A 22,783-nucleotide genomic window follows, 5' to 3' on the forward strand; every position below is an offset into this window, starting at 1 on the left:
CCTGGTGTGAAATTTCATTGTCGCCGAAGTGCGCACAGGGAAGAGTGATGACAGTCACTTCCAACTCTGTTCATCTGCACTCTCGGAGGCTCCACCATGAGTTCGCCAACTCGCACCGACGACGGTTCCGTCGACAACTCGGGCACCGGCACAGCCGCCAGCGCTCGCCTCGATCGCGCGAAGATGCGCAAGATCGCGACCGCCAGCGTCATCGGCACCACCGTGGAATGGTACGACCTGTTCCTCTTCGGCACCGCCTCGGCGCTGGTGTTCAATCAGGTGTTCTTTCCTGAGCTCTCACCGGCTTTGGGTACGATCCTCGCGTTCCTCACCTTCGCCGCTGCCTACCTGGCGCGCACGGTGGGAGCGGTCCTGTTCGGACACTTCGGCGACCGCCTCGGACGCAAGTCGATGCTGCTTGTCTCCCTCCTCGTCATGGGTGGTGCGACCTTGGCCATCGGCTTGGTCCCCGACTTCAACACGATCGGTATCGCCGCACCGTTCATCCTGCTCACCCTGCGCATCATCCAAGGGCTGGCGCTCGGCGGCGAATGGGGCGGAGCGGTTCTCATGACCGTCGAACACGCACCCGAGGAGCGTCGAGGCTGGTACGGGTCGATGGTCCAGGTGGGAGTCCCCGTGGGGACGCTGCTGGCCAACCTCGCCTTCCTGATCGTCACCGGTCTCGTGTCCGAGGAAGCGCTCATCTCCTGGGGCTGGAGGGTTCCGTTCATCGCCTCCGTGCTGCTTGTCGCCGTCGGCATCTACATCCGCCTCAACATCGAAGAGACCCCGAGCTTCCAGCAGGTCCGCGAACAGGGAGCGAAGGCCAAACTGCCTTTCGCCCACCTCATGCGCCACTACTGGAAGCCCGTCATCTTAGGCGGCATCGCCACTCTGTCGACCGGATCGACCTTCACGCTCATGGTCGCCTCCGGCGTCAACTACGGCACCCAGGAGAAGGGGCTGTCGAGCAACTTCATGCTCTGGGTCGTCCTCGTCGCCTGCATCGTCGGACTCATCTTCATCCCGGTCTTCGGCCGTCTCTCCGACAAGGTCGGACGGCGCCCCATCATCGCCGCAGGAATCGCCGGCGAAGTGATCCTCGCCTTTCCGTTCTTCTGGCTCATCAACACCGGAAGCGCCCCCGCAGTCTTCCTCGCCTACGGGCTGATGATGATCGCCTTCTGCGCGAACTACGGACCGATCGCGACCTTCCTCGCCGAGCTCTTCGGCGCGAAGATCCGCTACTCCGGACTGTCCGTGTCCTACATGCTCTCGGGCCTGCTGGGCTCGGCAATCACCCCCGCGATCACCGTGTGGCTGCTCGACGTCACCGGCAAGTCCGACTCGATGGCCTGGTACATCGCCGGCTCCGCAGTCCTGTCACTCATCGCCCTGTTCCTGCTCACCGAAAACCGCCTGCAGAGCATCGACCAGGCGGATACCGCCGAGGCCGGAGTCAACGCTGACACCACCGCCGAGGTGGGGGTGGAGAACCGATGATCCGCCGCATTGAAACAGCCCCGGGTCTGGCCCCGGGCATCGGCCCGTACTCGCAGGCCGTCGTCGCCAACGGATTCGTCTTCACCACCGGGCAGGTGCCGTTCGCTGCCGACGGCATCACACCCGAGGCCTTCGAGGATCAGGTGAGGACGTGCCTGGGCAACCTGCGATCGGTTCTGGAAACCGCGGGCAGCGGCATCGACAAGGTGGTCAAGGTCAACGCCTATCTGACCACGCCCGAGCAGCGGGAGCCCTTCAATCGTGTCTATGCGGACTTCTTCGGAGAGGCCAAACCGGCACGGACCACCGTGTGCGTCTCCATCTGGGACATCTCGCTTGAGGTCGAATGTGTCGCGGTTGTCAGCGATTCTTCCGAAGCAGCGGGTGGGGCGTGAGCGGTATGGCGGTGGACCTGGACTGTGAGGAGTTGGCCTCCGAGGAACTGATCGCCTCACTGAGAGAGGTCGAACTCCCGACGCTCGGTCACTTCCTCGAAGACGGATTCTGCACTCCCCGCATGGTGCCGATCAACGAAGGGCCGCAGATGGTCGGCCCGGCCAGAACCCTCGATCTGCGCGAACCCGATGCGCTCGCCGTCAACCGCGCACTGCACGCACTGAGGCCGGGTGACGTTCTCGTCATCCGGGTCGCCAGCGGCCTCCACGCGCCGGTCGGGGCGGTCACGGCGGCGGCCGCGATCGCCCAGGGTGCCGCAGGCATCGTCGTCGACGGACCCGTCACCGACGCCGCTGCGCTGCGCAACGTGCAGGACAGGCTCCCGGTCTTCGCCACCGGACTGATCGCGCGGACGACGAAACGTACCGGCAGCTTCGGCGATGATGTCCTTGACTGCGAGGTCGAGATCGACGGCGTCACAGTCCGCCCCGGTGATCTGGTTCTCGGTGACCGGCAGGGAGTGCTTGTACTGCCACCGACGGGCCCGGGGAATGAGGTCCTGCAGGCGGCGCTGGCCTCCGACTGGGGCGAACCAGCACTTCTCGCGCGAATTGCCGCGGGGGAGGACCTGCGGGAGCTGCTGCCGGGGTGACCGGGGAACGGTCAGATCTCAGACTCCCTGAGCGACCGCCTCGGCGATGGGGGTGTCACCGTCGTGGAAGTTCAGCGTCTTACCGAAGCTCGCGGGCTCGGCAATGGCTGCGGCGATGACATGTGCGACGTTGTCGCGAGACGTCGAGGGCACGTCCAGGTCGCGGGTCTCGCCGGCGCTGTCCACGGTGATCTTCTGTGTCGCAAGTTCGAGGGTCAGAACTGAGGGGCCGAGGACCGTCCAGTCGAGGTCGGTCTTCGTGCGCAGATGTTCGTCGGCCTGTGACTTCGCGTTGTAGTAGGCGTACATTCCGTCGCCCTTCTCGACGCCGGGAACTTCGCCGTCGACGAGCCGGGAATTGAAGTATGAGACCATCACGAAGCGGCGGATACCCGACTTCTGGGCTGCATCCATCACGCGGATGGCGGCATCGCGATCCATCGCCCATGTGTGGTCCTCACCCGATCCGCCAGCACCGGCGGACCAGACAACCGCGTCACTGCCGGCCAGCACCTCGGCGATGGCATCGGTGTCGAGGTTTTCGACATCGGCGACGACAGGCGTCGCGTTCGCCGCCTCGATTTCGGAGGACTGCTCCTCCTTGCGGATGGCCGAGCGGACCGTGTGCCCGGCATTGTTGAGCAGCGGTGCCGCCAGCATCGCAACTTTTCCGTGGCCGCCGATGATCGTGATAGTCGACATGTCTGCCTCTCAAATGGTGGAGTGCGTTCTATTGGTTCCCTGGTGTAAGTCCGGATGTCGGCTCAGTATTCCGAATGCGGTGGTATATTTACTGGTATGATTTCGGCGAAAAATGGACACGAGATTCTTGACGCAGTTGGGCACGAATTTCAGACTGCCCTGATCGATTCGGTCGATCAAGCCCGCATTGACCTGGGTGACTTCCAGGATTTCAGACCCGCCTGGTTTCCGACATTCACGCAGCGATTCATCAGCAGCTTCATCCACGAGCGAGTGTGGGCAGAACTCGTTCGTCGAATCGACGCGTCCCCGGAGTCAACGATCATTGACGACGAGCCGGTACGTGAGATCGGATGGATGAACTCATTCAAACTTCGCGTGAAGCGCCACCGGGCGGGGGACGTCATCGCTGCATTCCCCACCGAAGGGGCGAAACGTTGGTATGAGCCGACTCTTCCTCTCGATGGGCTTGAGGTGACGCATCTGGCTGTCGGGTACAAGTGGATGGATGGGCGAATCGGTCCTGCCGTCATCTCCTATCGAGAGTCACTTGATAGTCGAGCCCTGTGGGCCGTCACACTCGAGCGCGAAGTTGAGCGCCCGGCGACGATCCGGGTGGAAGACGTCTACGAGACTTCTATGCCTGAACTTGATCTCAGTGGCCTCGTCGACAGCGACGAAGAAACCGGAACTGACGAACTGTGAAAGGCGAAGTCATAGAGACACTGATGCGCGCACGAGGCCTGACTCAGGCTGATCTCGCGTTGGCGATCGGTGCTGCTCAGGCCACTGTTTCCCGATATATTTCGGGGGCCAGGACGCCTGAGGACTCTGAAATCCGCAGGATTGCCGACGAGCTTGGTGTCACCCCGGCGTTCCTCGTCAAGGAATTTCGCATGCGTGCCGCCATCGGAGTGTCAGCGCATATGCGCCGCCAGTCGTCGACCAAGGTGTCGATGTGGAAGTCTGCCGAAGCGAAACTGAACGAGCTCCGGATGCATATGTCGATGCTCACCGAACGCGCGCCTTTGCAGACGGCAACCCATGTGCCGACCTTCGATTATCAGTTCACGAAACCGGCGGAGGCTGCTCGTCGAGTACGTACAGCTTGGCGCGTGCCACTTGGGCCAGTGAGGTCTGTGGTGGACCTGATGGAGACAGCGGGAACGATTGTCTGTGAACTCGACCTGGGCACTCATCGAATCGATGGTCTTTCGCAGTGGGTCTCCGACTATCCGCTGGTCATCGTCAACTCCTGGTCCTCGCCTTCGCGCAAGCGCCTGACGTTGGCTCATGAGCTGGGGCATCTTGTCATGCACGCAGACGGATATGTCGATGACGAGATGATCGACGTTGAAGCCCAGGCCAATGAGTTCGCAGCCGAGTTCCTGATGCCGGAGGCGGAGATCCGTCACCAGCTGAAGACGCTGAAGCTGCCCAATCTCTTGGCTCTCAAGCTCGAGTGGGGAGTCTCTATGCAGGCCATCTTCGAGAGGGCATTTCGCCTTGGTCTGGCGAGCGGAACCGATCGGCAGAATTTCTACCGGCAGATCAGCCGCAAAGGGTGGCGCACAGAAGAGCCAGAGGAAGACCGTGTCCCAGTGGAGTCGCCGAGGCTGGTGTCAGGTCTCGTCGCTCAGTTCAGATCGGCGGGTTTGACCAACGACGACTTCGCAGACTTGACCGGTTACGCGAGGGATGCGGTGCCTGACGTGTTCCTGCCTCAATCGGGTCGCCACTTGAGCTCGGTCTGAGTTTCACCGGGTCACAGGTGTCGGCAGGCATTACCGCGTTGCGGCGAAGTCGGCGATCCGATCGCAGGCCGTATTGATAGTCTCCGGGGCGACGGAGAACGTCAGCCGCAGGTAGCCCTCACCCTGAGCCCCGAATGCCGAGCCGGGAATCGTTGCCAACCCGTGGTTCTCCAGAAGAGCGGTGGCCGCCTCCCACGAGGTCAGTCCCCAGTCCTTGATGTTGGCAAAGGCATAGAACGTGGCCTCGGGGCGCAGCATGCTGATGCCGTCGATGCCCGCAATGCGCTCGGTGATGAGGTCGCGGCGCTGCGCATAGGACTGCACCATCATGTCGACGTCGGTCTGCGGGCCCTCGATCGCTGCGAGTGCCGCTTCCTGCACGAACCCGGGAAGGCTCGAGGTGATTCCCTCCTGGAGGAAGGCCATCGGCGCGATGAGATCGACCGACCCGATGACGAATCCACAGCGCCACCCGGTCATCGCGTAGGTCTTCGAGAAGCTGTTGACAACGAGGAACCGATCGAAGCCAGGGCGCACCTCGGCGATGGAGGTGAACTGGGCATCGTCGAAGGTGATCTGGTCATAGACCTCGTCGGAGATGACCGTGAAGCCGAACTCCTCGGCCAGATCCGCGATCGTCTCCAATTCGGCCCGGTCCATGACCGAGCCCAAGGGGTTCGACGGGCTGTTGATGATGATCGCCGCGGTCTTGTCGGTGATAGCCGATCGAACGTCCTCGGCGCGGAATTTGAAGTCGTTGTCCTCCGTGACCGGCACTGGAACCGCCACCCCGCCGAGGCGGTGGATCTGTCCCACATAGTTCGGGAAGCTGGGATCGGGGATGATGACCTCTTCACCAGGGGAGACGGTGACGTCGAGGGCGAAAGTCAGCGCCTCCATCGCACCGAAGGAGACCATGACATTGTTGGCCGTGACCTCGCGATTCCACCGGCCGGCGTACTTCGCTGCGATCGCCGTGCGCAGCGGTGGGATGCCGGCGTTGGCCACGTACCGAGTCTGATTGTTCTCGATCCCGCGGATGCCGGCGGCCTTGATGTGCGCGGGAGTATTGAAGTCCGGCTCGCCGACCGTCAGCTTCACGGCCTCTGGGTAGTCCAAGGCTAGGTTGAACATCTTGCGGATGTTCGAGGCTGGGTAGGTCTGGGCCATCGGGGCGATGCGGCGGTACTCATGTGTCATTGATTCCTCGTACTTCTGTGTGGAGCCACGTTGGTTGGGCCGGGTCTATTCGTGGAGCCCGGCCAGGCGGGAGCCGAACTGGGCGAGGAGGCTCGTCTTCTTCGCCCCGGTGATGCGTTCCCATTCGTCGGCGATGTTGAAGATCTTGTACATCGAGCGGATGCCCAGCCAGCGGATGGGCTCGGGCTCCCACTGACCGGAGAAATGATCGTTCCAGGGCAGTTGTGTGAGTGCTGTCGAGGCTCCCGATGCCCGGTCGAGAAGCGTCTTCGCCGCCAAGTGCGTGGCCGTGACTCCGTGTCCGGCGTAGCCGCGGGCCACGCCGATGCGCTGGTTGGTATCGAAGAAGATCCCCGCGCACCAGTCCCGGGTCACACCCAGGGCACCGCGCCAAGCGTGGTCGACCTCGAATTCGAGGTTGGGAAAGAGCGAGGACAGGCGCGTGCTCAGCAGCTCGACCACCTCGGCGGGGACCTGCCCGTCACCGGGCAACCGCGAGCCGAATTCGTACGGTGCACCGCGACCGCCCAAGGCGATCCGATCGTCGTCGGTGCGTTGGGCGTAGATGAAGGTGTGCGCGGTGTCGCCGAGGCATTCGCGGCCGTCCCAGCCGATGTCCTCCCACGCCGAGGCGGGCAGCGGGTTGGTCGCGATCATCGACGAGAACACGGGGATGACCTGACGTCCTTCCAGCCCGGGCAGGTCACCGGTGACGGTGTCCGAGTAGCCCTCGAGGCAGACGAAGATCGTGTCCCCGGTGACCGGGCCGCGATTCGTTGCGACCACACCCTTGCCGATGTGACCCGCCGAGGTGTCCTCGCAGATCGTGACGCCCTGATTCTTGAGGACTGCTGCCAAGCCACGCGTGAGGAGTGCGGGGTCAATGCGGGCGGTGCCGGGGAAGAATACGCTGCCGTGAGCGTTGTCGACGTTGATGTGTGCCTTGGTCGCCTCGGCGTCGAGGAACTGCATGTCCTCGGGTCCGTAGCCGTACTGTTTGTCACCCTCGTAAAGTTCGCGCAGTCGGGTCATTCCGGCCTCGGACTGGGCGATGTCGATATGGCCGCCGCGGACCTGATGGGCGTCGATGCCCTCGCTTTTGAGAACCTCGAGGACCTCGTCGATGGAGTCGAAGAGTGCAGACTGGAATGACCTCACGGACTCCACCCCGCTCAGTCCGGCAGAGCCGACCGGGCCGTTTGGGTCGGTGTCGTTGGCACGGTCGACCGCCTCGGCGTACTTGGCCCTGTTGCCGGGCATCAGTGTGGAGAGCCAGCCGCCGTTGCGACCTGAGGCACCGTAGCCGATGTGCTTTGCCTCGACGATGGTGATCTGCCAGTCGGGGTGAGTCTGCCTGGCGTAGTAGGCCGACCACAGGCCGGTCATGCCGCCGCCGACGATGATGAGGTCCTGCTTATCGGTGGGCAGTGGGGAGGGAATGGTGGTCTCGGGAGGGGACTGGGTCAGCCAATGGGAGGCCTCGCCGTTGAGGTAGGACATGGAATCAGTTCTATCCCACCGTTGGAGCGAAGTAAATGGTTGCAGGGCGGCGTATTGCCATATGGATTCCGTGCAGTCCAGGGGCGGTTTCATGACTCGGATCAGTCGATGAACCGCGGCTCTGGATAAACTGGCACCATGAGCGCAATGGAGCCGATCAACACCGACGATTTCCCTCTCGACCACGAGCCCATCGAGGACTGGCAACGGGTCGGTGCAGCCACCTCGGCGACCGACAGCGATGCTGGTTCACGCGTTTCGCCTGCCGACGCGACCACGGCTTTTGCAGAACTCGGTTCGATCGCCGGCGCCGACTACGGCCTGTGGGAGATGAGCGCTGGTGCCATGCGCGATGTCGAAGGCGATGAGGTCTTCATCGTCATCAGCGGCACCGGCCGCATCGAATTCGACGAACCTGACCTGCCTCCAGTTGAGCTCTCGCCCGGCACATTGGTCCACCTCGAAGACGGGATGAAAACTCGCTGGCACGTTGACGAAGCACCCCTGCGGAAACTGTTCATCGCGCCCAGCGAATAGCGGGTCTCACGCACCCGTACGGTGGCGAACCCACACATTCGGCTCGATGTAGACGGCAGTGGCGTGCTCGACATCGCAGGCGGCTCCCAAGACGACTCTGGTTAGACTGGCAGGCAAGTCGACTGGGGCGAAAGGGTCAATGATGATGATCGACCAGGCTTTTCCGCGGGACCTCGTGATGATCGGCGCGGTGTTCGGACTCGCGGCGTTCATCTGGTCAGGATGGGCGCAGGAGGGCCCGCCGGGTCGCGCCGTCTTCCGTGTCGTCCTCGGCGCACTCTCCGTGTGCGGACTCGCCTTGATGGTGCCCAGCATCCTGCTGTCGATCCGACACTGGGACGAAGCGACGGCGATCGCCACCGGAACCACGACCTTCACCGTCTACATCGTCATCGTCTGGGCTGAGATCATCGTCGGCGGGGTGCTCGGCTTCCTCGCCATCCGTTCGGGGCACTCGGACTGGGCTGCGCCGCTGATCTTCGCGATCGTCGGCATCCATTTCTTCGCGCTCGCCATGGTCTTCGCCCAGCCCGTCCTCCACCTCGCCGCGGCGCTGCTGACCGTGGTCGCGGTTGTGGCGTTTCTTCTGCCGCGAGATATCGCCGCACCGAGTTTCTGGTGTGGTCTGCTCGGCGCACCGGTGTTCTTGAGTATCGGACTATGGTGCCTGATGGCCGGTCGCGACGCTCTTGCTGTGAGCTGAGCGCGCTGGCTGCGAACTGACAGCCGGGCACCACTGACATTCGACACCACAGTGTTCTATCGTGAGGGAATCGACGGGAACCGGGAATGCAGATCCGCAGACTTCCACACCGTCAGTGATCTGATTGAAGGAGCCGACAATGAAGACTGCTCGCCGCTTGGAGAACCTCGGCACCGAGACCTCGTTTCGGGTTGCCCAGGACGCCGCCGACTGGAAGGCCCGCGGCAATGTGGTCTATCCGTTCCACCTCGGCGATCTCAATTTCCCCATGGCACCCCACATCGTCGAGGCCATGGACAAGGCGATCAAGGACGGCAAGACCGGCTACTGCCCGGGCCCGGGGATCCCGGAACTGCGCGCAGCACTGGCCGATGACATCGGCTCCCGACGTGGGATGAGCATCGACCCCGCCGAGGTGGTCGTGACCACAGGTGGCAAGCCGGTCATCACGAAGTTCCTCCAAACCGTCATGGATCCTGGCGAGGGCGTGCTCTACCCCAGCCCCGGCTTCCCGATCTACGAATCCCAGATCGAATACCTCGGCGGCACTGCCCTGCCCTACCGGTACGTGCCCACCGGCGACGGATTCGCCATCGACCTCGACCACCTGCGGGCCTCGATCGACGACCAGACCGTCGCCATCATCTACAACGACCTGCAGAACCCGATCTCGGCCGAATCCACCGACGCCGAACGCGAGGCGATTGCCCAGATCGCCCAGGAGTTCGACCTGTGGGTGCTCTCCGATGAGGCCTACTTCGAGATGCGCTACAAGGGGAAGTCGAAGTCCATCGCCGCGCTTCCCGGCATGCGCGAGCGCACCGTCATCCTCTACACGTTCAGCAAGAAGTTCGCGATGACCGGGTCCCGCTTGGGCTGTGCTGTCGCACCGCGTGAGATCGCCGAGGTGATGTCGACGTTGAACACCAACGACGAATCGTGCACCACCCATTACGTCCAGTGGGCAGGCATCGCCGCATTGCAGGGACCGCAGGACGGCGTAGGGAAGATGCTCGAGGTGCTGCGCAAGCGTCGGGACGCCACATGCTCGATCGTCAACTCGATTCCGGGCATGAGCGTGGCAACGCCTGGCTCAACGTTCTACGTCTTCCCCGATGTCACCGAGGCGATGGCGGCCATGGGGATTGCCACGCTGGGTGAGTTCTCCACCGCGGCACTCCACAACACGGGAGTCTCCTTCTGCACCCGCGAACACTTCGGCCGGAAGCAGGAGTGGGAGGACCGCAGTTACATCCGTCTGGCCTACTCGGGCATCGGCGTCGACGAGATCAATGAAGGTCTGGGGCGCCTACGTGACTGGGTCACGCAGGGCTGAGCCAGCTGGTCGCCGCCGGTCGAGCCAGTTGGCCGGTCGAGCTGATTAGTCGGCGGGTTCGGGCTCAGGTTTCCGATCATTGATGAACGGTGACTTCTCCGGCTCGGGGTGCCGCATCTTCTGAACGACGATGATGGCGATTCCGAGAGCAACCGCGCCAATCGCTGCCCACACATTGGTGCGCAGGCCGAGGACGACGAAGCTGGGGTCGAGGCGAATGGACTCCCAGACGATGCGTCCGGCGCCGTACCAGACGAGGTACATGCCGAAGAGGCGTCCCCACTGGAAGAACAGGTGGCGGCCCAACCACAGCAGGACCAGGGCGCCGAGGCTGTTCCAGATGACCTCGTAGAGGAACGTCGGGTGGAAGAGGGTGTCGACAGGCAGCCCGGGAGGGAAAGCCGGATTGTTCGGGTCGATCTCCAGGCCCCAGGGAAGTGTGGTCGGTTGGCCGAAGAGCTCCTGATTGAACCAGTTGCCGAAGCGACCGCAGGCCTGGGCGAGGATCAGTCCCGGGGCGATGGCGTCGAGAAGTGCGGAGAGTTTGATGTTGAGCCGGCGGCACATGATCAGCGCGCCCAGGGTGCCGCCGATGAGTGAGCCGAAGATGGCGATTCCGCCCTCCCAGATCGCCCACACAGAGCCGGGCTCAAAGGGATTCCACGGATTGCGACCAGGGCCGAAGTAGTCCGTGTAGTGGGTGATGACGTGGTAGATCCTGGCCCCGATGATGGCCATCGGGACGGCCAGGGTCGCAATGTCGAGGACCTGCCATTCCTCGACTCCGCGCTTGGTCAGACGGTGATTGGTCAACACGATGGCGATGACGATTCCCGCGAGGATGCACAGCGCATAGAAGTGAATCGTCAGGGGGCCCAGCGAGAAGCTGGAGACGCTCGGGCTGGGAATAGAGGCCAGAACATCGTGGGGCAGCGTGGGCAGGTCGTCGACCGCTGGATTGGCAAGCACGGTGCCAGTCTATTTCCTCGACCCCCTGAATAGACATTCCAGCAGCCGTGCGCAGCTTCGTCCACCGGTTGAGGGGTGCCAGCACCGTCGAGTGAGATGATGACACCTATGGCACTCGACTTCACCCTCGTTCAACTGCGGTACTTCCAGGAGGTTGCCCGCAGGGAGAATATGACCGAGGCGGCCAAGCATCTCAACGTCACCCAGTCGGCGATCTCAACGGCCATGGCTCAGCTCGAGCGGACCCTGGGCATCGACCTGTTCATCCGGCAGAAGAACCGCTCCGTGGTCCTTTCACCTGCAGGCAGACGTTTCCTCTTCGAGGTCAATCCATTCCTCGAATCCTCCGATGCCCTCGGCGAGACCGCCCACGGGCTGGCGCAGTCGCTGAGCGGGAATCTCACGGTCGGGGTGTTCTCACCGATTGCTCCGACCCGGCTGCCGCTCATCCACGCCGAGTTCGAGAAACGCTACCCCGATGTGCGGGTCAACTACTTCGAGGCCGACCTCCACGAACTCCAGACCGCGGTCATCGCCGGATTCTGCGACATTCCGCTGACGTACACGCTGGGGCTGACCGACCGGTTCGACTCGTTCCTCATCGACGTCGTCAAACCTCACGCACTCGTCTCACTCAACCACCACCTCGGCGGGGGAGCGGAAGGACCGCGTCCGATCCATCTGAGTGAACTCGCCGACGAAGACTACATCCAGCTCGATCTGCCGTTCTCCCGGCAGTACTACGATGAGCTCTTTCGCATCGCCGGCATCGTGCCGAAGGTGCGGCACAGCTTCGCCGGCTATGAGACCGTCCGATCATTCGTCGCGATGGGCCACGGATACTCGCTGCTGAGCCAGAGCGTGTCCTCGGGAACGTACATCGGGTCGATGACCGTCGATGTGCCGCTGCTCGACGATTTCCCGAGCATCGACCTGTCCATGGTGTGGCCCAAAGAGGTACGTCTGAGCCGACGAGCGCGTGCGTTCAGCGAATTGACCAGGGAGATCCTGGGACCCGCGGAGCAGTAGGCCGACGGCAGGCCCGGGCTAGTCAGCCGGCCCGAGGTGGACGGCTCCGGGACCGAGTCTCTGGGGTCAGTTTCCGAGTCCGAATAGCCTCTGGACGAGGTTGCCCTTCTGCTCGGGTTCCGGATCATGTCCGCCGCACCACTGCTGTGCAGGAACCTCGCGTTTGACGGAGTCGATGTGGAGTCCGCATCCGTCCCAGGTCGTCTTGCCGCAGGTAGTGCAGGTGACTGCTCGGCACATAGTTCGTCTCCTTGAGTGGTCTGTGGGTATGGGGCCTCGCGCAGTTGTGTGACTGCGAGTTTGAGCCTGCGAGCAGTCTCGCACGGCACCGTGCTCGGGCGCATACCCGCGCCACTCAACAACTGGACTTACGGCTCATCAAGTAGATCTATGGCCAGGTTAAAAAGTATCTGTTGGACTGATGCACGAAGCCGGGCAACAATGGTTCCCACACCTGAGGACTAGGCAAGGGAGCTTCTATGTCCGCGACACCTGCGACCCCCACGACACAACCGAAACAGTCCGGCAAGACCACGAGCATGCAGAAGAAGGTGCTCGTCGGCGGCAGCATCGGCCAGTTCGTCGAGTTCTACGACTTCACGCTCTACGGGCTCTCGGCCGTCATCCTCTCCGAGTACTTCTTCCCCGACGGCGACCGGGTCACCGGCCTGCTCGTCATCTTCGCCACCTTCGGCGTCGCCTTCGTCATGCGGCCCCTGGGCGGACTGTTCTTCGGTGCCCTCGGCGACAAGGTGGGCAGGCGCAAGACTCTGACCGTCACGATCTTCCTCGTCGGCATCTGCACCGCGCTGATCGGCATTCTGCCGGGCTTCGACCAGATCGGCTGGTTCGCGCCCATCCTGCTCATCCTCGCCCGACTGGGCCAGGGCTTCTCCGCTGGCGGCGAATCGGTCGGCGGACCCTCCTTCGTCTACGAGCACGCACCGGTGGGCAAGCGCGGACTGTGGATCAACATCACCCTGGCCGCCACTGCTCTGCCCTCTGTCTTCGCCGGCGGCCTCATTCTGCTGCTCTCGACTGTGATGAGCGACGCGTCCTTCGACTCCTGGGGCTGGCGCATTCCCTTCCTCTTGGCTCTGCCGCTCTCGGCCGTCGGTCTCTGGATCCGCTCGCGCACCGACGAGTCCGATCTGTTCAAGAAGACCGCGGCCGAACGCCCCAAGGAGTTCAGCCCGATCCGCGACTCCTTCCGCGAGAACTCGGTGGGCATGCTTCAGGTCTTCTTCGTCCTCGGACTCACCGCCCTGGGCTTCTACATGCTCTCGGCCTACTTCGTCACCTACATCCAGACCACCGGCGACCTCACCCGCGAACAATCACTGCTGACGAATGCCATCGCCATGGCCAGTTACACGATCTTCCTTCCCATCGCCGGAGCCATCGGCGACAGAGTCGGACGCAAACCCATGCTCATCGCCGGCTCCATCCTCCTGGCCATCACATCGATCCCCGCATTCGGCCTGGTCACCAGCGGCAACATGGGCCTGGCGTTCCTCGGACAGACGATCTTCGTCATCTCCCTGTGCTGCTACGGCGGAGGCTGCTACACCTTCTTCTGTGAGCGCTTCTCCACGAAGACCCGTTTCACCTCGGCAGCGATCAGCTACAACATCTCCTACGCCATCCTCGGCGGAACCGCTCCGTTCGTCGGCACCTGGCTCGTCGACATCACCGGCGTCAACACCGCACCAGGGTTCTACATGACCATCTGCGCGGTGATCGTCCTCGTCCTCATCTTCGTCACCCGCCTCCCCGAGACCCGGGGCCGGCTGGGGTGACCGCCGGGCCACCTCGGCGATCCGAATCCCACTTCAGCACCAGACTCGCAAGAGAAAGAGACGCACCATGACCACAGCATCCCCCGGAACTTCGACCGCAGCCTCATCGTCTGCGGCAGCGTCCAGCGACGCTGCCTTCCTCACCTACTTCCACCACGTCGCCACATTCGGCGCCACCGACAACGACGGCGTCGACCGGCAGGCACTGACTCTCGAGGACAAGCAGAGCCGTGACTGGATGCGCGGCTGGGCCGAAGGCAACGGCTTCGAGGTTCGCGTGGATGCGATCGGCAACATGTTCGCCTGCCTCGAACTCGTCCCCGACGCCCCCTACGTCCTCATCGGTTCACACCTGGACTCCCAGCCTCTGGGCGGTCGCTTCGACGGTGCCTACGGAGTCATCGCAGCCCTCTTCGCAGCCCTGCGGGTCAAAGAGAACGTCGCCGAATCCGGGCAGAAGCCCCGATTCAATATCGCCGTGGTCAACTGGTTCAACGAGGAAGGCGGACGCTTCGCCCCGTCCATCATGGGCAGCTCCGTCTACGCCGGACTCTTCGACCTCGACGAGATGCTCGCCGTCCAAGACCTCGAAGGCACGTCAGTCGCCGAGGCGCTCGCCGCAATCGGCTACAACGGCACCGACGCCCCACCCGAGGCGATCTCTTACGCGGAGATCCACATCGAACAGGGCCGCATACTCGAGCGTGAGGCCACGAACATCGGCGTCGTCGAATCCAGCTGGTACACGCAGAAGCTCGACATCGACGTCCTCGGCGAACAGTCCCACACCGGCGCCACCGCCATGGCCGATCGCCACGACGCCCTCGTCGCAGGCGCAAAGATCGTCCTCGCCGTCGCCGACGTGGTCAACGAGTTCGCCGACGAAGCACTCGTGTCCTCGGTCGGCCAGCACGTCGTCGAACCCAACTCACCCATCGTCGTCCCCCGCCGCGTGCACATGGTCGCCGACCTCCGGTCCTCCGATCCGGACATCGTCAAGGCCGCCCGGGATACCCTGCACCAGCAGATCGCGAGCATCGCCCTGGAGCATGACATCACGATTAAGGTTGAGGACTTCGACGTCCGCGGCAAGCTCTATTTCCCGGAGACCGGTGTCGAGCTGGCTGAGAAGGCCGTGGCCAATGAGGGGCTGTCGATCCGTCGCCTCGAGACCATGGCCGGCCACGACTCTGTGGCCATGAACCACAGGGTGCCCGCCGTGATGATGTTCGTGCCCAGCGTCGACGGCGTCTCCCACTGCGAACGCGAGTTCACTACGGACGAGGACATGATCCGCGGCCTCGGTGTCCTCACCAACGTCGCCACGGAGTTGGTCAACGGTGAACTCAGTGAGGACCGCGAGGGTGAAGTGTGGGTCGGGAAATCCGTCGCCGAGGCACGCGCATGACCAACAGCGAACCCTGGGCACTGTCCGCGAGCGAGGCACTGACGAAGTTTCGGTCGACGGAACTCTCCCCGGTCGAATACCTCACCTCCCAGATCGGAAGGATCACGTCCGAGGACGAGCGCATCAATGCGGTCACGGAGGTCGTGGAGGAGGCGGTCACCTCGGCGAGGGAGGCCGAAGGCTTCTACGCACACGCATCGAATGATGAGCTCACCGAGGCGGCCGCCACCCGGCCATTGCTCGGCCTGCCCGTGATCGCCAAGGAGAAGCACGCGATCGCCGGGCGGACGCTGAGCCAGGGGCTCATCCACGAACGCGACACCGTGGCCGGAGCAGACGGGGCGATCATCGCCCGCATCCGCGCAGCCGGAGGGTTCGTCCATGCCCGAGCGACCTCGCCGGAACTCAGCTGCGCGACGGTCACCCATTCCCCGATGTGGGGCGTGACCCGCAATCCGTGGAACCCTGAACTCTCACCCGGCGGGTCCTCGGGCGGCTCGGGCGCGGCGCTGGCGGCGGGCTTCGCGCCCCTGGCCACAGCCTCGGACATCGCCGGATCGACCCGGCTGCCCGCCGCGTTCACCGGCACCGTCGGATTCAAGGCACCCTATGGTCGGATTCCCGGCGTCCAGCCCTTGGCCGCCGACTGGTACCGCGGGGACGGACCGATGGCGCGCACCGTCGCCGACACCGCTCTGCTTGCCCGGGTGATGGTCGGCGTCGATCCCAGCGACCACGCCACCATCACCTCACCCGGTTTCCTCGACGGCTTCGATGCCACCTCCGCCGAGGTGGTCGAAGGGTTGAAGGGGAAGCGGATCGCTCTCTGCCTGCGCCTGGGTGACTTCCCCGTCGGTGAGGACATCATCGCCAATACCCGGGCGGTCGCCTCGGCGCTCGAGGCTGCGGGGGCAATTGTCGAAGAGGTCGAACTGCCGTGGACGGCGGAGCGGATCTTCGAAACCGCGTTCACGCACTTCGGCAATATCCTCGCCCCCGCGATGCGGGCCGCGACGCGCGGGCACGAGGACACGCTGGCCGACTACACGCTCCAGATCATGGCCGACGCCGAGGCGGTCGCCAGCCGTCATACGTTCTACGAAGGGCTGGCCGCTGAGGCGCAGATCCAGGCGGAACTTGCGACCGCAATGGAGAGATTCGATGTCCTCCTGGCCCCCACCTCGGCGGTGGCAGGACTCGAAGCCGATGCCAGCTACCTCGACGGGATCACGATCGACTCGAACGGTGTGGGCCGGGAAGAAGTCGGTGCTGGTAATGGCGCTGGCGGCGACGGCGGGGGAGTGCGGCTCGAGCACTATTGGCAGTCGCACATGACGATGCCCTTCAACATCTGCAACCGGGTGCCGATCGTCAACGTGCCCTCCGGCATGGCCGACTGCGGAATCCCGACGGGCCTACAGGTCATCGCCCATCCCTTCGACGACCGCACGGCCTTCGACGTCGCCGCTGCAGTCGAGCAGCTGGTGCCGTGGACGGGGATCGCACCGGGGTGATTGCTTGCCACGGCTGAGCAGCATGTCGTCTGACACGTCGCTCAGCCTTCTGGCACGATGAGGAGCGTGGGCGAAACCAACGGAGCGCAAGGGGAGCAGGGTTCAATGCAGAGCCTCGAACAGACACTGGCTGCAGTCGAAGGAATCGGTCGAGACCTCAATGCCGTCACCTCGGTGATGGGCGATCGCGCACGCACCCTTGAGAAGAAGTCAGCGGAGCGTGCCGCTGCCGGTGAAGAAGCACGAGCTCTCGAGGGCATTCCCTTCGCGGTCAAGGACGTCATCGATGTGGCTGGATTCCCCACGACGATGGGGTCGAACGTCAGCAGTGGACCCGACCCGAGTGCATCGGCTCCGGTGGTGAGTCTCTTGGAGCGCGCCGGTGCGCTGCCGGTGGTGAAGACGAACTGTCAGGAGTACTCCTACGGCATCCTCGGTGATGAGAGTGCTTTCGGGCGAGTCATCAACCCGGTTGACCCCGCGCTGTGCACCGGTGGGTCAAGCTCGGGGTCGGCAGCTCTCGTTGCTGCCGGAGTGGTGCCGTTGGCGCTGGGAACTGACACCGCAGGTTCCGTGAGAGTGCCCGCCGCCTGTCAGGGCGTCATCGGGTTCAAACCGACCTTCGGCACAGTCTCGGCCGAAGGGGTCTTCCCACTGTCGCCGTCCTTCGACACGGTGGGCCTGTTCGCACGAGACCTGCCGCTGCTCACCGCAGCCTTCAGGGTGATCTCTGGGAATGGGGCGGATGCAAGTCCTGCAGTCTCCTCACCTGCAGAGACGCCGAGGATCGACCTGAGCCTACTCAACGCGGCAGACGAATCGGCCGCGGGGGTACGAGCGTGGGCGAGCGAACATCTCAGTGGATCGGGGAAGGCAACGACCACCTCGGCGAACGTCGATTATCTGACGGAGCTCATTGAGCGGGGGATCGACTTCTATGACATTGTGCGCCGCTATGAAGCCTATGTTCTGCACAAGCAGTTCCTGGATGACCAGGGCGAGCAATACCAGCCAGGCGTCTGGGCGAAGATCCTATCGGGCCAGAACATCACCGAGGCCGAGTATCAGTCCAATGTGGCTTCCTTGGAAGAACTTCGGGCTACCGCCGAATCGTTCTTCGACGACGTTGACTTCATCATCACGCCTGCCATGGACGGTGAAGTGGCTGCGTGGGATGAGCTCGGACCGGAGTCTGCCGCGAAATTCATGCGCTACTCCTTGCCTTTCAACGTTCTCGGGTGGCCGGCAGTGACGTTGCCGATCGGAGCAACCGTGGGGGAGGCCCAGAGCCGCATGGCAGCTGGGGCCAACTCACCTGGGTCGGCCAAGCCGGCGAAACCCGAGTCGGTGCAGATCGTCGGCCCACCGCGCAGTGACGAGAGACTGCTCGAGTTCGTCTCTAGGCTCTGATCGGGTCTCGGCTACGCTGAAGACAAATTCAGCAGCCACGAACGAAGCGGAGCCGCCCCGTCATGAGGCCCACGCACAGCCAGATGATCACGATCACCGACGATATGCGGGCGAACGTGGCGATGGTGCCAGCCCTGGTCGTCGGCCTCGTGCTCGTCCTGGGCCTCGACTTCAACCCGCTCGGTGCGGAGGCAGGGCAGCTGGGGGATGTCGTTGAAAAGCTCATCGCGATTTTCCTCTTCGCATGGCCGATCTTCGCGCTGATCTATCTGCTGTGGACTCACGCCGGGCTGCACGAGCTCGACGAAACCGAGCTCATAGTGCACTCGCGCTGGGCGCTGGCTCGCAAGCGGCGCTGGTGGTCGCGATACTTCAGCAACGGCGGGGCCGTGTCATGGGCGACTTTGGCTGCGTACGTCGCGATCGTGCTCAACATCTACCTCGTCACCATGGGCTCGGACGGGAGCATCGTCCTATCCGTGATTCTCGGGCTGGCGAACGTGGTCGCTTCGTGGTCGGTCATGGTGTACTCGTTTGCTCTGGAGTTCATGCGACTCGACCTCGGCGGAGGGGGAAGCCTCGGTGCCAGGCAACTCGAGTTCGACATGCCGGAAGAGCGGGCATTCGGTGACTATCTGACGTTCGCGGTGCTGTCCTCGACGATGACGGCAGCTCTGCCAGGGCGAGCAATCACCCGCGAGGGATGGAAGATGGTGCGCAGCAATGTCATTGTCGCCTTCGTCTTCAACTCGGTCGTCGTGGCGACGCTGGTGTCGATGTTCCTGTCCTACCTCAAGATCTGAGGAGTGTCTGACCGGCGCGGTCAGGCGAGGCGGTGCCCCACGAAAAGTGCAGCGCACAACGAAAAGTGCGGTGCCGCCTGCTTAGTGAACAGGCGGCACCGCACTTCATGGTGTTGGTCTTGAGGGTCAGCTCATTGTGCTGTCCTCACAATCTCCAGCAGCTGTCAACGGGTGCCTTGCCGTCGAAGGTGCGATTCGTAAACAACTCGACGCGAGGCAGCGAGGCGATGTAGCCGCCGATGTGCGTCGGGCCGAGATTGCCCTCGAACGCAACCTTGTGGCCGGCGTCGCACCATTTCGAGGCCAGTTCTTTGCCCAGTTCGAAGGGCACGACGTCATCGAGGCGGCTGTGGTTGACGAGGACCGGGATGTCTGGGATCTCGGCATCTCCCAACCGCTGCTTATCGGCAACATCCATGAACTTCTCTTGGACGAGGTCCTGGAATGAACTTCCGTCCTTCGTCAGAGTGCTCGTGTCGAGGAAGGCGTTCGACAGGACTGCTTCGATCGTGCACTGGTTGGAGGCGCTTTCGACTCTGTCCAGGCCTTCCTGATTGAGGAATTCAGTCAGGTCGACATCTGCCTGATCGGCGAACGAGGAGACTCCGTAGAGCAGGAGTCCTGTCTGCATGCTGGAGAGGCCGGAGACCGTCTTGTAGAGGTCCGTCGGAACGGCACCCGCCGAGGCGGAGGCGAGGCTGAGGTCTGGCGCCCAGTCATCCGCGAGTTCCAATGCCGCGGTCGTGGCATGTCCGCCCTGCGAGTAGCCGCGCAGCTGAAGCTTCGTGTCTTCATTGATGGTGCTGCCTTCGACGTTCTGAACCGCCTTGGCCGCATCGAGGACGGATCGACCTTCCTCCACGCGGTTGAGGTAGCTGTGTGCGCCTTCGGTGCCGAGCCCGACATAGTCGACGACGAGAACCGGACGCTTCGCCGCCAACGCAGAGGTCACGGAGATGCCCTCGTATTCGGTGCCCATTGCCATCTGCTGGCTGGGAGCGCATTTATCGGCGATGCCCTGCGTGCCAGGTGAGATGACGACAGCGTCTTTCGCGTCGCCCTCCGCACCTTCCGGGGTCAGCAGCGTGGCAGTGGCCGCTCGTGCTGTGCCCTTTTCGTCGGTGGTCTTGTACATATACGTCGTGGACTTCGCATTGTGCTCAATGAGCTTGATGGGATCGACGTAGAACTTCGACGGCGTCTGCTTGACCACGCCGCCGTTCTCCTCCGGCAACTGGTCCGGCGTCTGGTAGAAGTCCTCGGGGACGCCGGAGTCGGGAAGGTCTTCGAGCGCTGCTGCGTACTCGACATCAGCAGTGGAGATCTCATCCGACTTGTCGACGGCTGCCTTCGCATCCTCGACGCTGACGCTCTCTGGGACATTGCTTCTGTTCAGGGAGTCCGAGTCTTCGGCCTGCCTGTCCTCGATCATGCTCTTGGCTTCGTCTTCGCTCTGCGGGACCAAAGATTGTGCCTGGGCGGGTGCCGACACTGTGCCAAGTGCGAGTGTCAGCCCGGTGATGGTGGCAGCGCTCAGCATTGCGAAGCGTCGTGCGTGTGGAAGCGTTCTATGACGGGACGTGCCCATATGTGTCTGGTCCTGTTCTGTCATGTGTCTCGGCATTGAGAATGCGCGAACAGTTGTGGTGTCGCCGACCGACGGGACAAGTGTGCCCGTCCTTCCGATCGTCTCTGATGCAAGGCCTGTATGGTGACAGACATCACAATCCTACTCGAGGGTAGAACTTATCAGTAACATTTCTTATCGGTCAATCGAGAAGCGCGAATGTGCAGGTGGGCCAGTCGCCGGGTGATTCCTGTCGGCAGACATTTCAAGTCAGGCTGAGTAGGTTGCAACCTACTCAGCCTGACTTGAAATGTGCATTTTCCGCATGCACTCGCGATGTTCCCGCTGCTGCGGTGACTCCAGCTTTAGCCTCGGCTGCGCTGGGCGTCCAGTGCCTCCACATCCGGGTAGATGGTCTCCGAAGGGGCAACGCTGCGGTTGCGGAGCATGAAGAAGTAGAGGAGGAATGTCACCACGATGCCGACGATCCACGAGATATCTGCGCCGCCGAGCTTCTCGACCATGGGTCCGGTGTAGAAGGACTGGGCGAGGAACGGAATCTGCACAACGACACCGACTCCATAGGCCACCAAGGCTCGCCAGTTCCACTTGCCGTAGCGACCCTTGAGGTCGTAGAAGGCGGGGATGTCGAAGCGGTCCTTTGAGATCAGGTAGAAGTCGGTGAGGTTGATGATGCTCCATGGAGTGAAGACCATGAGCAGGGCGAGGACGAAGTTCTTGAAGTTCGCGAGGAAGTCCTCCGACGCCAACAGCGCCACAAGCACGGTCAGGGTGACGATGCCGATGACGAAGACCGCACGCGTCCAGCGACGGATGTTCGTCTTCTCCCCGAAAGAGGTGAGGATCGTCAGCGTGCACATGAACGCACCGTAGGCGTTGAGCGTGTTGACGGTGAGCTTGCCCAGCAGGATGACGATGAAGATGAGGAGCGCGTAGACGCCTCCGCCGACGATGTCACCGACGAAGCCGACCTGGTTCTCGACGAATGAGTTTCCGGTCTCGGTCATTGCGGCAGCGCCGATGAGGGCGCCCAAAGTCATGGACCACTGTGACCCGATGACCGAGCCGCCGAAGGTGAACCAGAAGGTCTTCGACGCCGGGGTCGAGCGCGGCAGGTAGCGCGAGTAGTCGGCGACGTAAGGGCCGTAGGTCAGCTGCCAGCCCACAGACAGCGCGATCGCTGACAGGAATGCTGGAAACGCGAAGGACGAGTTGGAGATCAGTCCGGGAACGTCGACCTTGGTGAACACGCAGTAGGTGATGAAGAGGAACCCGAGCAGGCCCGTGACTGAGGAGATCCGGCCGAGCACGTGGATGTACTTGTAGCCCAGCAGGGCGACCGCAGCGGTCAGCGCGCCGAAGATGACGATGCCCACTGCCGGCGTATCGACGCCGATGATGAGGTTGACGGCCTGGCCGGAGAGTACTGCACCGGTCGAGGCGAAGCCGATGTACATGAGCACGACGAGCACCAGCGGAATGATTGCCCCGATGATGCCGAACTGAGCTCTGGAGGAGATCATCTGCGGCAGACCCAGTTGTGGGCCCTGCGCGGAGTGGAGGGCCATGACGATTCCGCCGATGATGTTGCCGATGAGCAGGCCGATGATGGCCCACAGCGCATCGGCACCGAAGACGACGGCGAGTGCTCCGTCGACGATGGCGGTGATCTGGGTATTGGCGCCGAACCACAGCGTGAACTGGGAACGTGCGGTGCCGTGACGTTCATTGTCAGGCACCATTTCGATGGATCGTTTCTCGATCCCCGAATTGGATGAGCTCGCCATGGGTTTCTCCTTAGAATGATGAATCAGACCCAGTCAACACCCGAAATCAGAGCGATACGAGACCTGAGTCACACAAACTGTCCGACATATCGGATCATCGCGGTCGTGGAATGAATAGTGGGGTTCACGGGCGAATCGATCACCCTTGAACCCCGAACTGATCGTATTCCGATGCAGGTTTCGGGTCTGT

21 protein-coding genes are annotated in these 22,783 nt (G+C 62.9%); 14 read left to right on the forward strand and 7 right to left on the reverse strand.

What is annotated here, in order from left to right:
• Nucleotides 1-96: 96 nt before the first annotated feature.
• The 3 genes from INT29_RS07870 to INT29_RS07880 are packed head-to-tail and all read left to right on the forward strand — an operon-like array spanning nt 97 to nt 2,554.
• Complete coding sequence (locus INT29_RS07870; RefSeq protein ID WP_226841734.1) at nt 97-1,506, forward strand: MFS transporter; 1,410 nt, start codon at nt 97-99, stop codon at nt 1,504-1,506.
• Nucleotides 1,503-1,901 (forward strand): RidA family protein, encoded by a 399-nt coding sequence (locus INT29_RS07875; RefSeq protein WP_193071313.1) that lies wholly within the window; start codon nt 1,503-1,505, stop codon nt 1,899-1,901. The genes INT29_RS07870 and INT29_RS07875 overlap by 4 nt, the downstream gene beginning before the upstream one ends.
• 5 nt (nt 1,902-1,906) lie before the next feature.
• The gene (locus tag INT29_RS07880) at nt 1,907-2,554 is read left to right on the forward strand and encodes an RraA family protein (RefSeq protein WP_125188626.1); all 648 of its coding nucleotides are present in this window, start codon (nt 1,907-1,909) and stop codon (nt 2,552-2,554) included.
• An 18-nt stretch (nt 2,555-2,572) separates the two neighbouring features.
• Here INT29_RS07880 and INT29_RS07885 read toward each other — a convergent pair whose 3' ends face one another.
• On the reverse strand, nt 2,573-3,256 hold the full coding sequence (locus tag INT29_RS07885; protein WP_096145714.1) for an NAD(P)H-binding protein: 684 nt from the start codon (nt 3,254-3,256) through the stop codon (nt 2,573-2,575).
• A 96-nt stretch (nt 3,257-3,352) separates the two neighbouring features.
• Between INT29_RS07885 and INT29_RS07890 the strand changes: the two genes are divergently transcribed.
• Nucleotides 3,353-3,961: a hypothetical protein gene (locus INT29_RS07890; protein ID WP_101557098.1), complete on the forward strand. Its 609-nt coding sequence runs from the start codon at nt 3,353-3,355 to the stop codon at nt 3,959-3,961.
• On the forward strand, nt 3,958-5,010 hold the full coding sequence (locus INT29_RS20625; protein ID WP_101584196.1) for an XRE family transcriptional regulator: 1,053 nt from the start codon (nt 3,958-3,960) through the stop codon (nt 5,008-5,010). Before INT29_RS07890 ends, INT29_RS20625 begins: the two co-directional genes overlap by 4 nt.
• 30 nt (nt 5,011-5,040) lie before the next feature.
• Here the strand turns inward: INT29_RS20625 and INT29_RS07900 are convergent, their stop codons facing one another.
• Together INT29_RS07900 and INT29_RS07905 are read right to left on the reverse strand one after the other, a co-directional pair.
• Nucleotides 5,041-6,210, reverse strand: a complete 1,170-nt coding sequence (locus INT29_RS07900) for a pyridoxal phosphate-dependent aminotransferase (RefSeq protein WP_096158042.1) — start codon at nt 6,208-6,210, stop codon at nt 5,041-5,043.
• A 45-nt stretch (nt 6,211-6,255) separates the two neighbouring features.
• On the reverse strand, nt 6,256-7,710 hold the full coding sequence (locus INT29_RS07905) for an NAD(P)/FAD-dependent oxidoreductase (protein WP_193071314.1): 1,455 nt from the start codon (nt 7,708-7,710) through the stop codon (nt 6,256-6,258).
• Between the two features lie 138 nt (nt 7,711-7,848).
• Here INT29_RS07905 and INT29_RS07910 point away from each other — a divergent pair, with 138 nt between their 5' ends.
• The 3 genes from INT29_RS07910 (at nt 7,849) to INT29_RS07920 (ending at nt 10,286) form a co-directional block, all read left to right on the forward strand.
• A complete protein-coding gene (locus INT29_RS07910; protein ID WP_226829966.1) occupies nt 7,849-8,247 on the forward strand; it encodes a cupin domain-containing protein in 399 nt (132 codons plus the stop codon).
• Between the two features lie 139 nt (nt 8,248-8,386).
• Nucleotides 8,387-8,950: a hypothetical protein gene (locus INT29_RS07915; RefSeq protein WP_193071315.1), complete on the forward strand. Its 564-nt coding sequence runs from the start codon at nt 8,387-8,389 to the stop codon at nt 8,948-8,950.
• A gap of 139 nt (nt 8,951-9,089) precedes the next feature.
• Nucleotides 9,090-10,286: a pyridoxal phosphate-dependent aminotransferase gene (locus INT29_RS07920; protein WP_193071316.1), complete on the forward strand. Its 1,197-nt coding sequence runs from the start codon at nt 9,090-9,092 to the stop codon at nt 10,284-10,286.
• A gap of 45 nt (nt 10,287-10,331) precedes the next feature.
• Here INT29_RS07920 and lgt read toward each other — a convergent pair whose 3' ends face one another.
• On the reverse strand, nt 10,332-11,255 hold the full coding sequence (gene lgt, locus INT29_RS07925) for a prolipoprotein diacylglyceryl transferase (RefSeq protein ID WP_096163134.1): 924 nt from the start codon (nt 11,253-11,255) through the stop codon (nt 10,332-10,334).
• A gap of 108 nt (nt 11,256-11,363) precedes the next feature.
• On the opposite strand from lgt, the gene INT29_RS07930 reads away from it, so the two are divergent.
• Nucleotides 11,364-12,284, forward strand: coding sequence for a LysR family transcriptional regulator (locus INT29_RS07930; protein ID WP_193071317.1), 921 nt, complete (start codon nt 11,364-11,366; stop codon nt 12,282-12,284).
• Nucleotides 12,285-12,350: 66 nt separating this feature from the next.
• Here INT29_RS07930 and INT29_RS07935 read toward each other — a convergent pair whose 3' ends face one another.
• Complete coding sequence (locus tag INT29_RS07935) at nt 12,351-12,524, reverse strand: hypothetical protein (RefSeq protein ID WP_096162499.1); 174 nt, start codon at nt 12,522-12,524, stop codon at nt 12,351-12,353.
• 239 nt (nt 12,525-12,763) lie between these two features.
• On the opposite strand from INT29_RS07935, the gene INT29_RS07940 reads away from it, so the two are divergent.
• The 5 genes from INT29_RS07940 to INT29_RS07960 all read left to right on the forward strand — a co-directional run bounded on the left by INT29_RS07940 (nt 12,764) and on the right by INT29_RS07960 (nt 19,218).
• Entirely contained in the window at nt 12,764-14,083 is a 1,320-nt protein-coding gene (locus tag INT29_RS07940) for an MFS transporter (protein ID WP_226830416.1), read from the forward strand.
• A 67-nt stretch (nt 14,084-14,150) separates the two neighbouring features.
• Nucleotides 14,151-15,491: a M20 family metallo-hydrolase gene (locus tag INT29_RS07945; RefSeq protein ID WP_069599294.1), complete on the forward strand. Its 1,341-nt coding sequence runs from the start codon at nt 14,151-14,153 to the stop codon at nt 15,489-15,491.
• Nucleotides 15,488-17,005 (forward strand): amidase, encoded by a 1,518-nt coding sequence (locus tag INT29_RS07950; protein WP_193071318.1) that lies wholly within the window; start codon nt 15,488-15,490, stop codon nt 17,003-17,005. Before INT29_RS07945 ends, INT29_RS07950 begins: the two co-directional genes overlap by 4 nt.
• Nucleotides 17,006-17,071: 66 nt before the next feature.
• Nucleotides 17,072-18,415, forward strand: a complete 1,344-nt coding sequence (locus INT29_RS07955; protein WP_193071319.1) for an amidase — start codon at nt 17,072-17,074, stop codon at nt 18,413-18,415.
• A gap of 62 nt (nt 18,416-18,477) precedes the next feature.
• Entirely contained in the window at nt 18,478-19,218 is a 741-nt protein-coding gene (locus INT29_RS07960) for a DUF1345 domain-containing protein (protein ID WP_226823967.1), read from the forward strand.
• A 145-nt stretch (nt 19,219-19,363) separates the two neighbouring features.
• Here the strand turns inward: INT29_RS07960 and INT29_RS07965 are convergent, their stop codons facing one another.
• Nucleotides 19,364-20,758 carry a lipase family protein gene (locus tag INT29_RS07965; protein ID WP_193071320.1) on the reverse strand — a complete coding sequence of 465 codons (1,395 nt, stop codon included), beginning with the start codon at nt 20,756-20,758 and terminating at the stop codon, nt 19,364-19,366.
• Nucleotides 20,759-21,150: 392 nt separating this feature from the next.
• Nucleotides 21,151-22,593 carry a purine-cytosine permease family protein gene (locus INT29_RS07970; RefSeq protein WP_069599298.1) on the reverse strand — a complete coding sequence of 481 codons (1,443 nt, stop codon included), beginning with the start codon at nt 22,591-22,593 and terminating at the stop codon, nt 21,151-21,153.
• Nucleotides 22,594-22,783: the final 190 nt, after the last annotated feature.

The sequence above is a fragment of the Brevibacterium sp. FME37 genome (genome assembly GCF_014897485.1).
Taxonomy (GTDB): domain Bacteria; phylum Actinomycetota; class Actinomycetes; order Actinomycetales; family Brevibacteriaceae; genus Brevibacterium.

Bases quoted from the DNA above. Each gene is read 5' to 3' on its own strand.
- INT29_RS07870 (WP_226841734.1), top strand. From the start codon at position 97: ATGAGTTCGCCAACTCGCACCGACGACGGTTCCGTCGACAACTCGGGC.
- INT29_RS07875 (WP_193071313.1), top strand. From the start codon at position 1,503: ATGATCCGCCGCATTGAAACAGCCCCGGGTCTGGCCCCGGGCATCGGC.
- INT29_RS07880 (WP_125188626.1), top strand. From the start codon at position 1,907: ATGGCGGTGGACCTGGACTGTGAGGAGTTGGCCTCCGAGGAACTGATC.
- INT29_RS07885 (WP_096145714.1), bottom strand. From the start codon at position 3,256: ATGTCGACTATCACGATCATCGGCGGCCACGGAAAAGTTGCGATGCTG.
- INT29_RS07890 (WP_101557098.1), top strand. From the start codon at position 3,353: ATGATTTCGGCGAAAAATGGACACGAGATTCTTGACGCAGTTGGGCAC.
- INT29_RS07900 (WP_096158042.1), bottom strand. From the start codon at position 6,210: ATGACACATGAGTACCGCCGCATCGCCCCGATGGCCCAGACCTACCCA.
- INT29_RS07905 (WP_193071314.1), bottom strand. From the start codon at position 7,710: ATGTCCTACCTCAACGGCGAGGCCTCCCATTGGCTGACCCAGTCCCCT.
- INT29_RS07910 (WP_226829966.1), top strand. From the start codon at position 7,849: ATGAGCGCAATGGAGCCGATCAACACCGACGATTTCCCTCTCGACCAC.
- INT29_RS07915 (WP_193071315.1), top strand. From the start codon at position 8,387: ATGATGATGATCGACCAGGCTTTTCCGCGGGACCTCGTGATGATCGGC.
- INT29_RS07920 (WP_193071316.1), top strand. From the start codon at position 9,090: ATGAAGACTGCTCGCCGCTTGGAGAACCTCGGCACCGAGACCTCGTTT.
- INT29_RS07930 (WP_193071317.1), top strand. From the start codon at position 11,364: ATGGCACTCGACTTCACCCTCGTTCAACTGCGGTACTTCCAGGAGGTT.
- INT29_RS07935 (WP_096162499.1), bottom strand. From the start codon at position 12,524: ATGTGCCGAGCAGTCACCTGCACTACCTGCGGCAAGACGACCTGGGAC.
- INT29_RS07940 (WP_226830416.1), top strand. From the start codon at position 12,764: ATGTCCGCGACACCTGCGACCCCCACGACACAACCGAAACAGTCCGGC.
- INT29_RS07945 (WP_069599294.1), top strand. From the start codon at position 14,151: ATGACCACAGCATCCCCCGGAACTTCGACCGCAGCCTCATCGTCTGCG.
- INT29_RS07950 (WP_193071318.1), top strand. From the start codon at position 15,488: ATGACCAACAGCGAACCCTGGGCACTGTCCGCGAGCGAGGCACTGACG.
- INT29_RS07960 (WP_226823967.1), top strand. From the start codon at position 18,478: ATGAGGCCCACGCACAGCCAGATGATCACGATCACCGACGATATGCGG.
- INT29_RS07965 (WP_193071320.1), bottom strand. From the start codon at position 20,758: ATGCTGAGCGCTGCCACCATCACCGGGCTGACACTCGCACTTGGCACA.
- INT29_RS07970 (WP_069599298.1), bottom strand. From the start codon at position 22,593: ATGGCGAGCTCATCCAATTCGGGGATCGAGAAACGATCCATCGAAATG.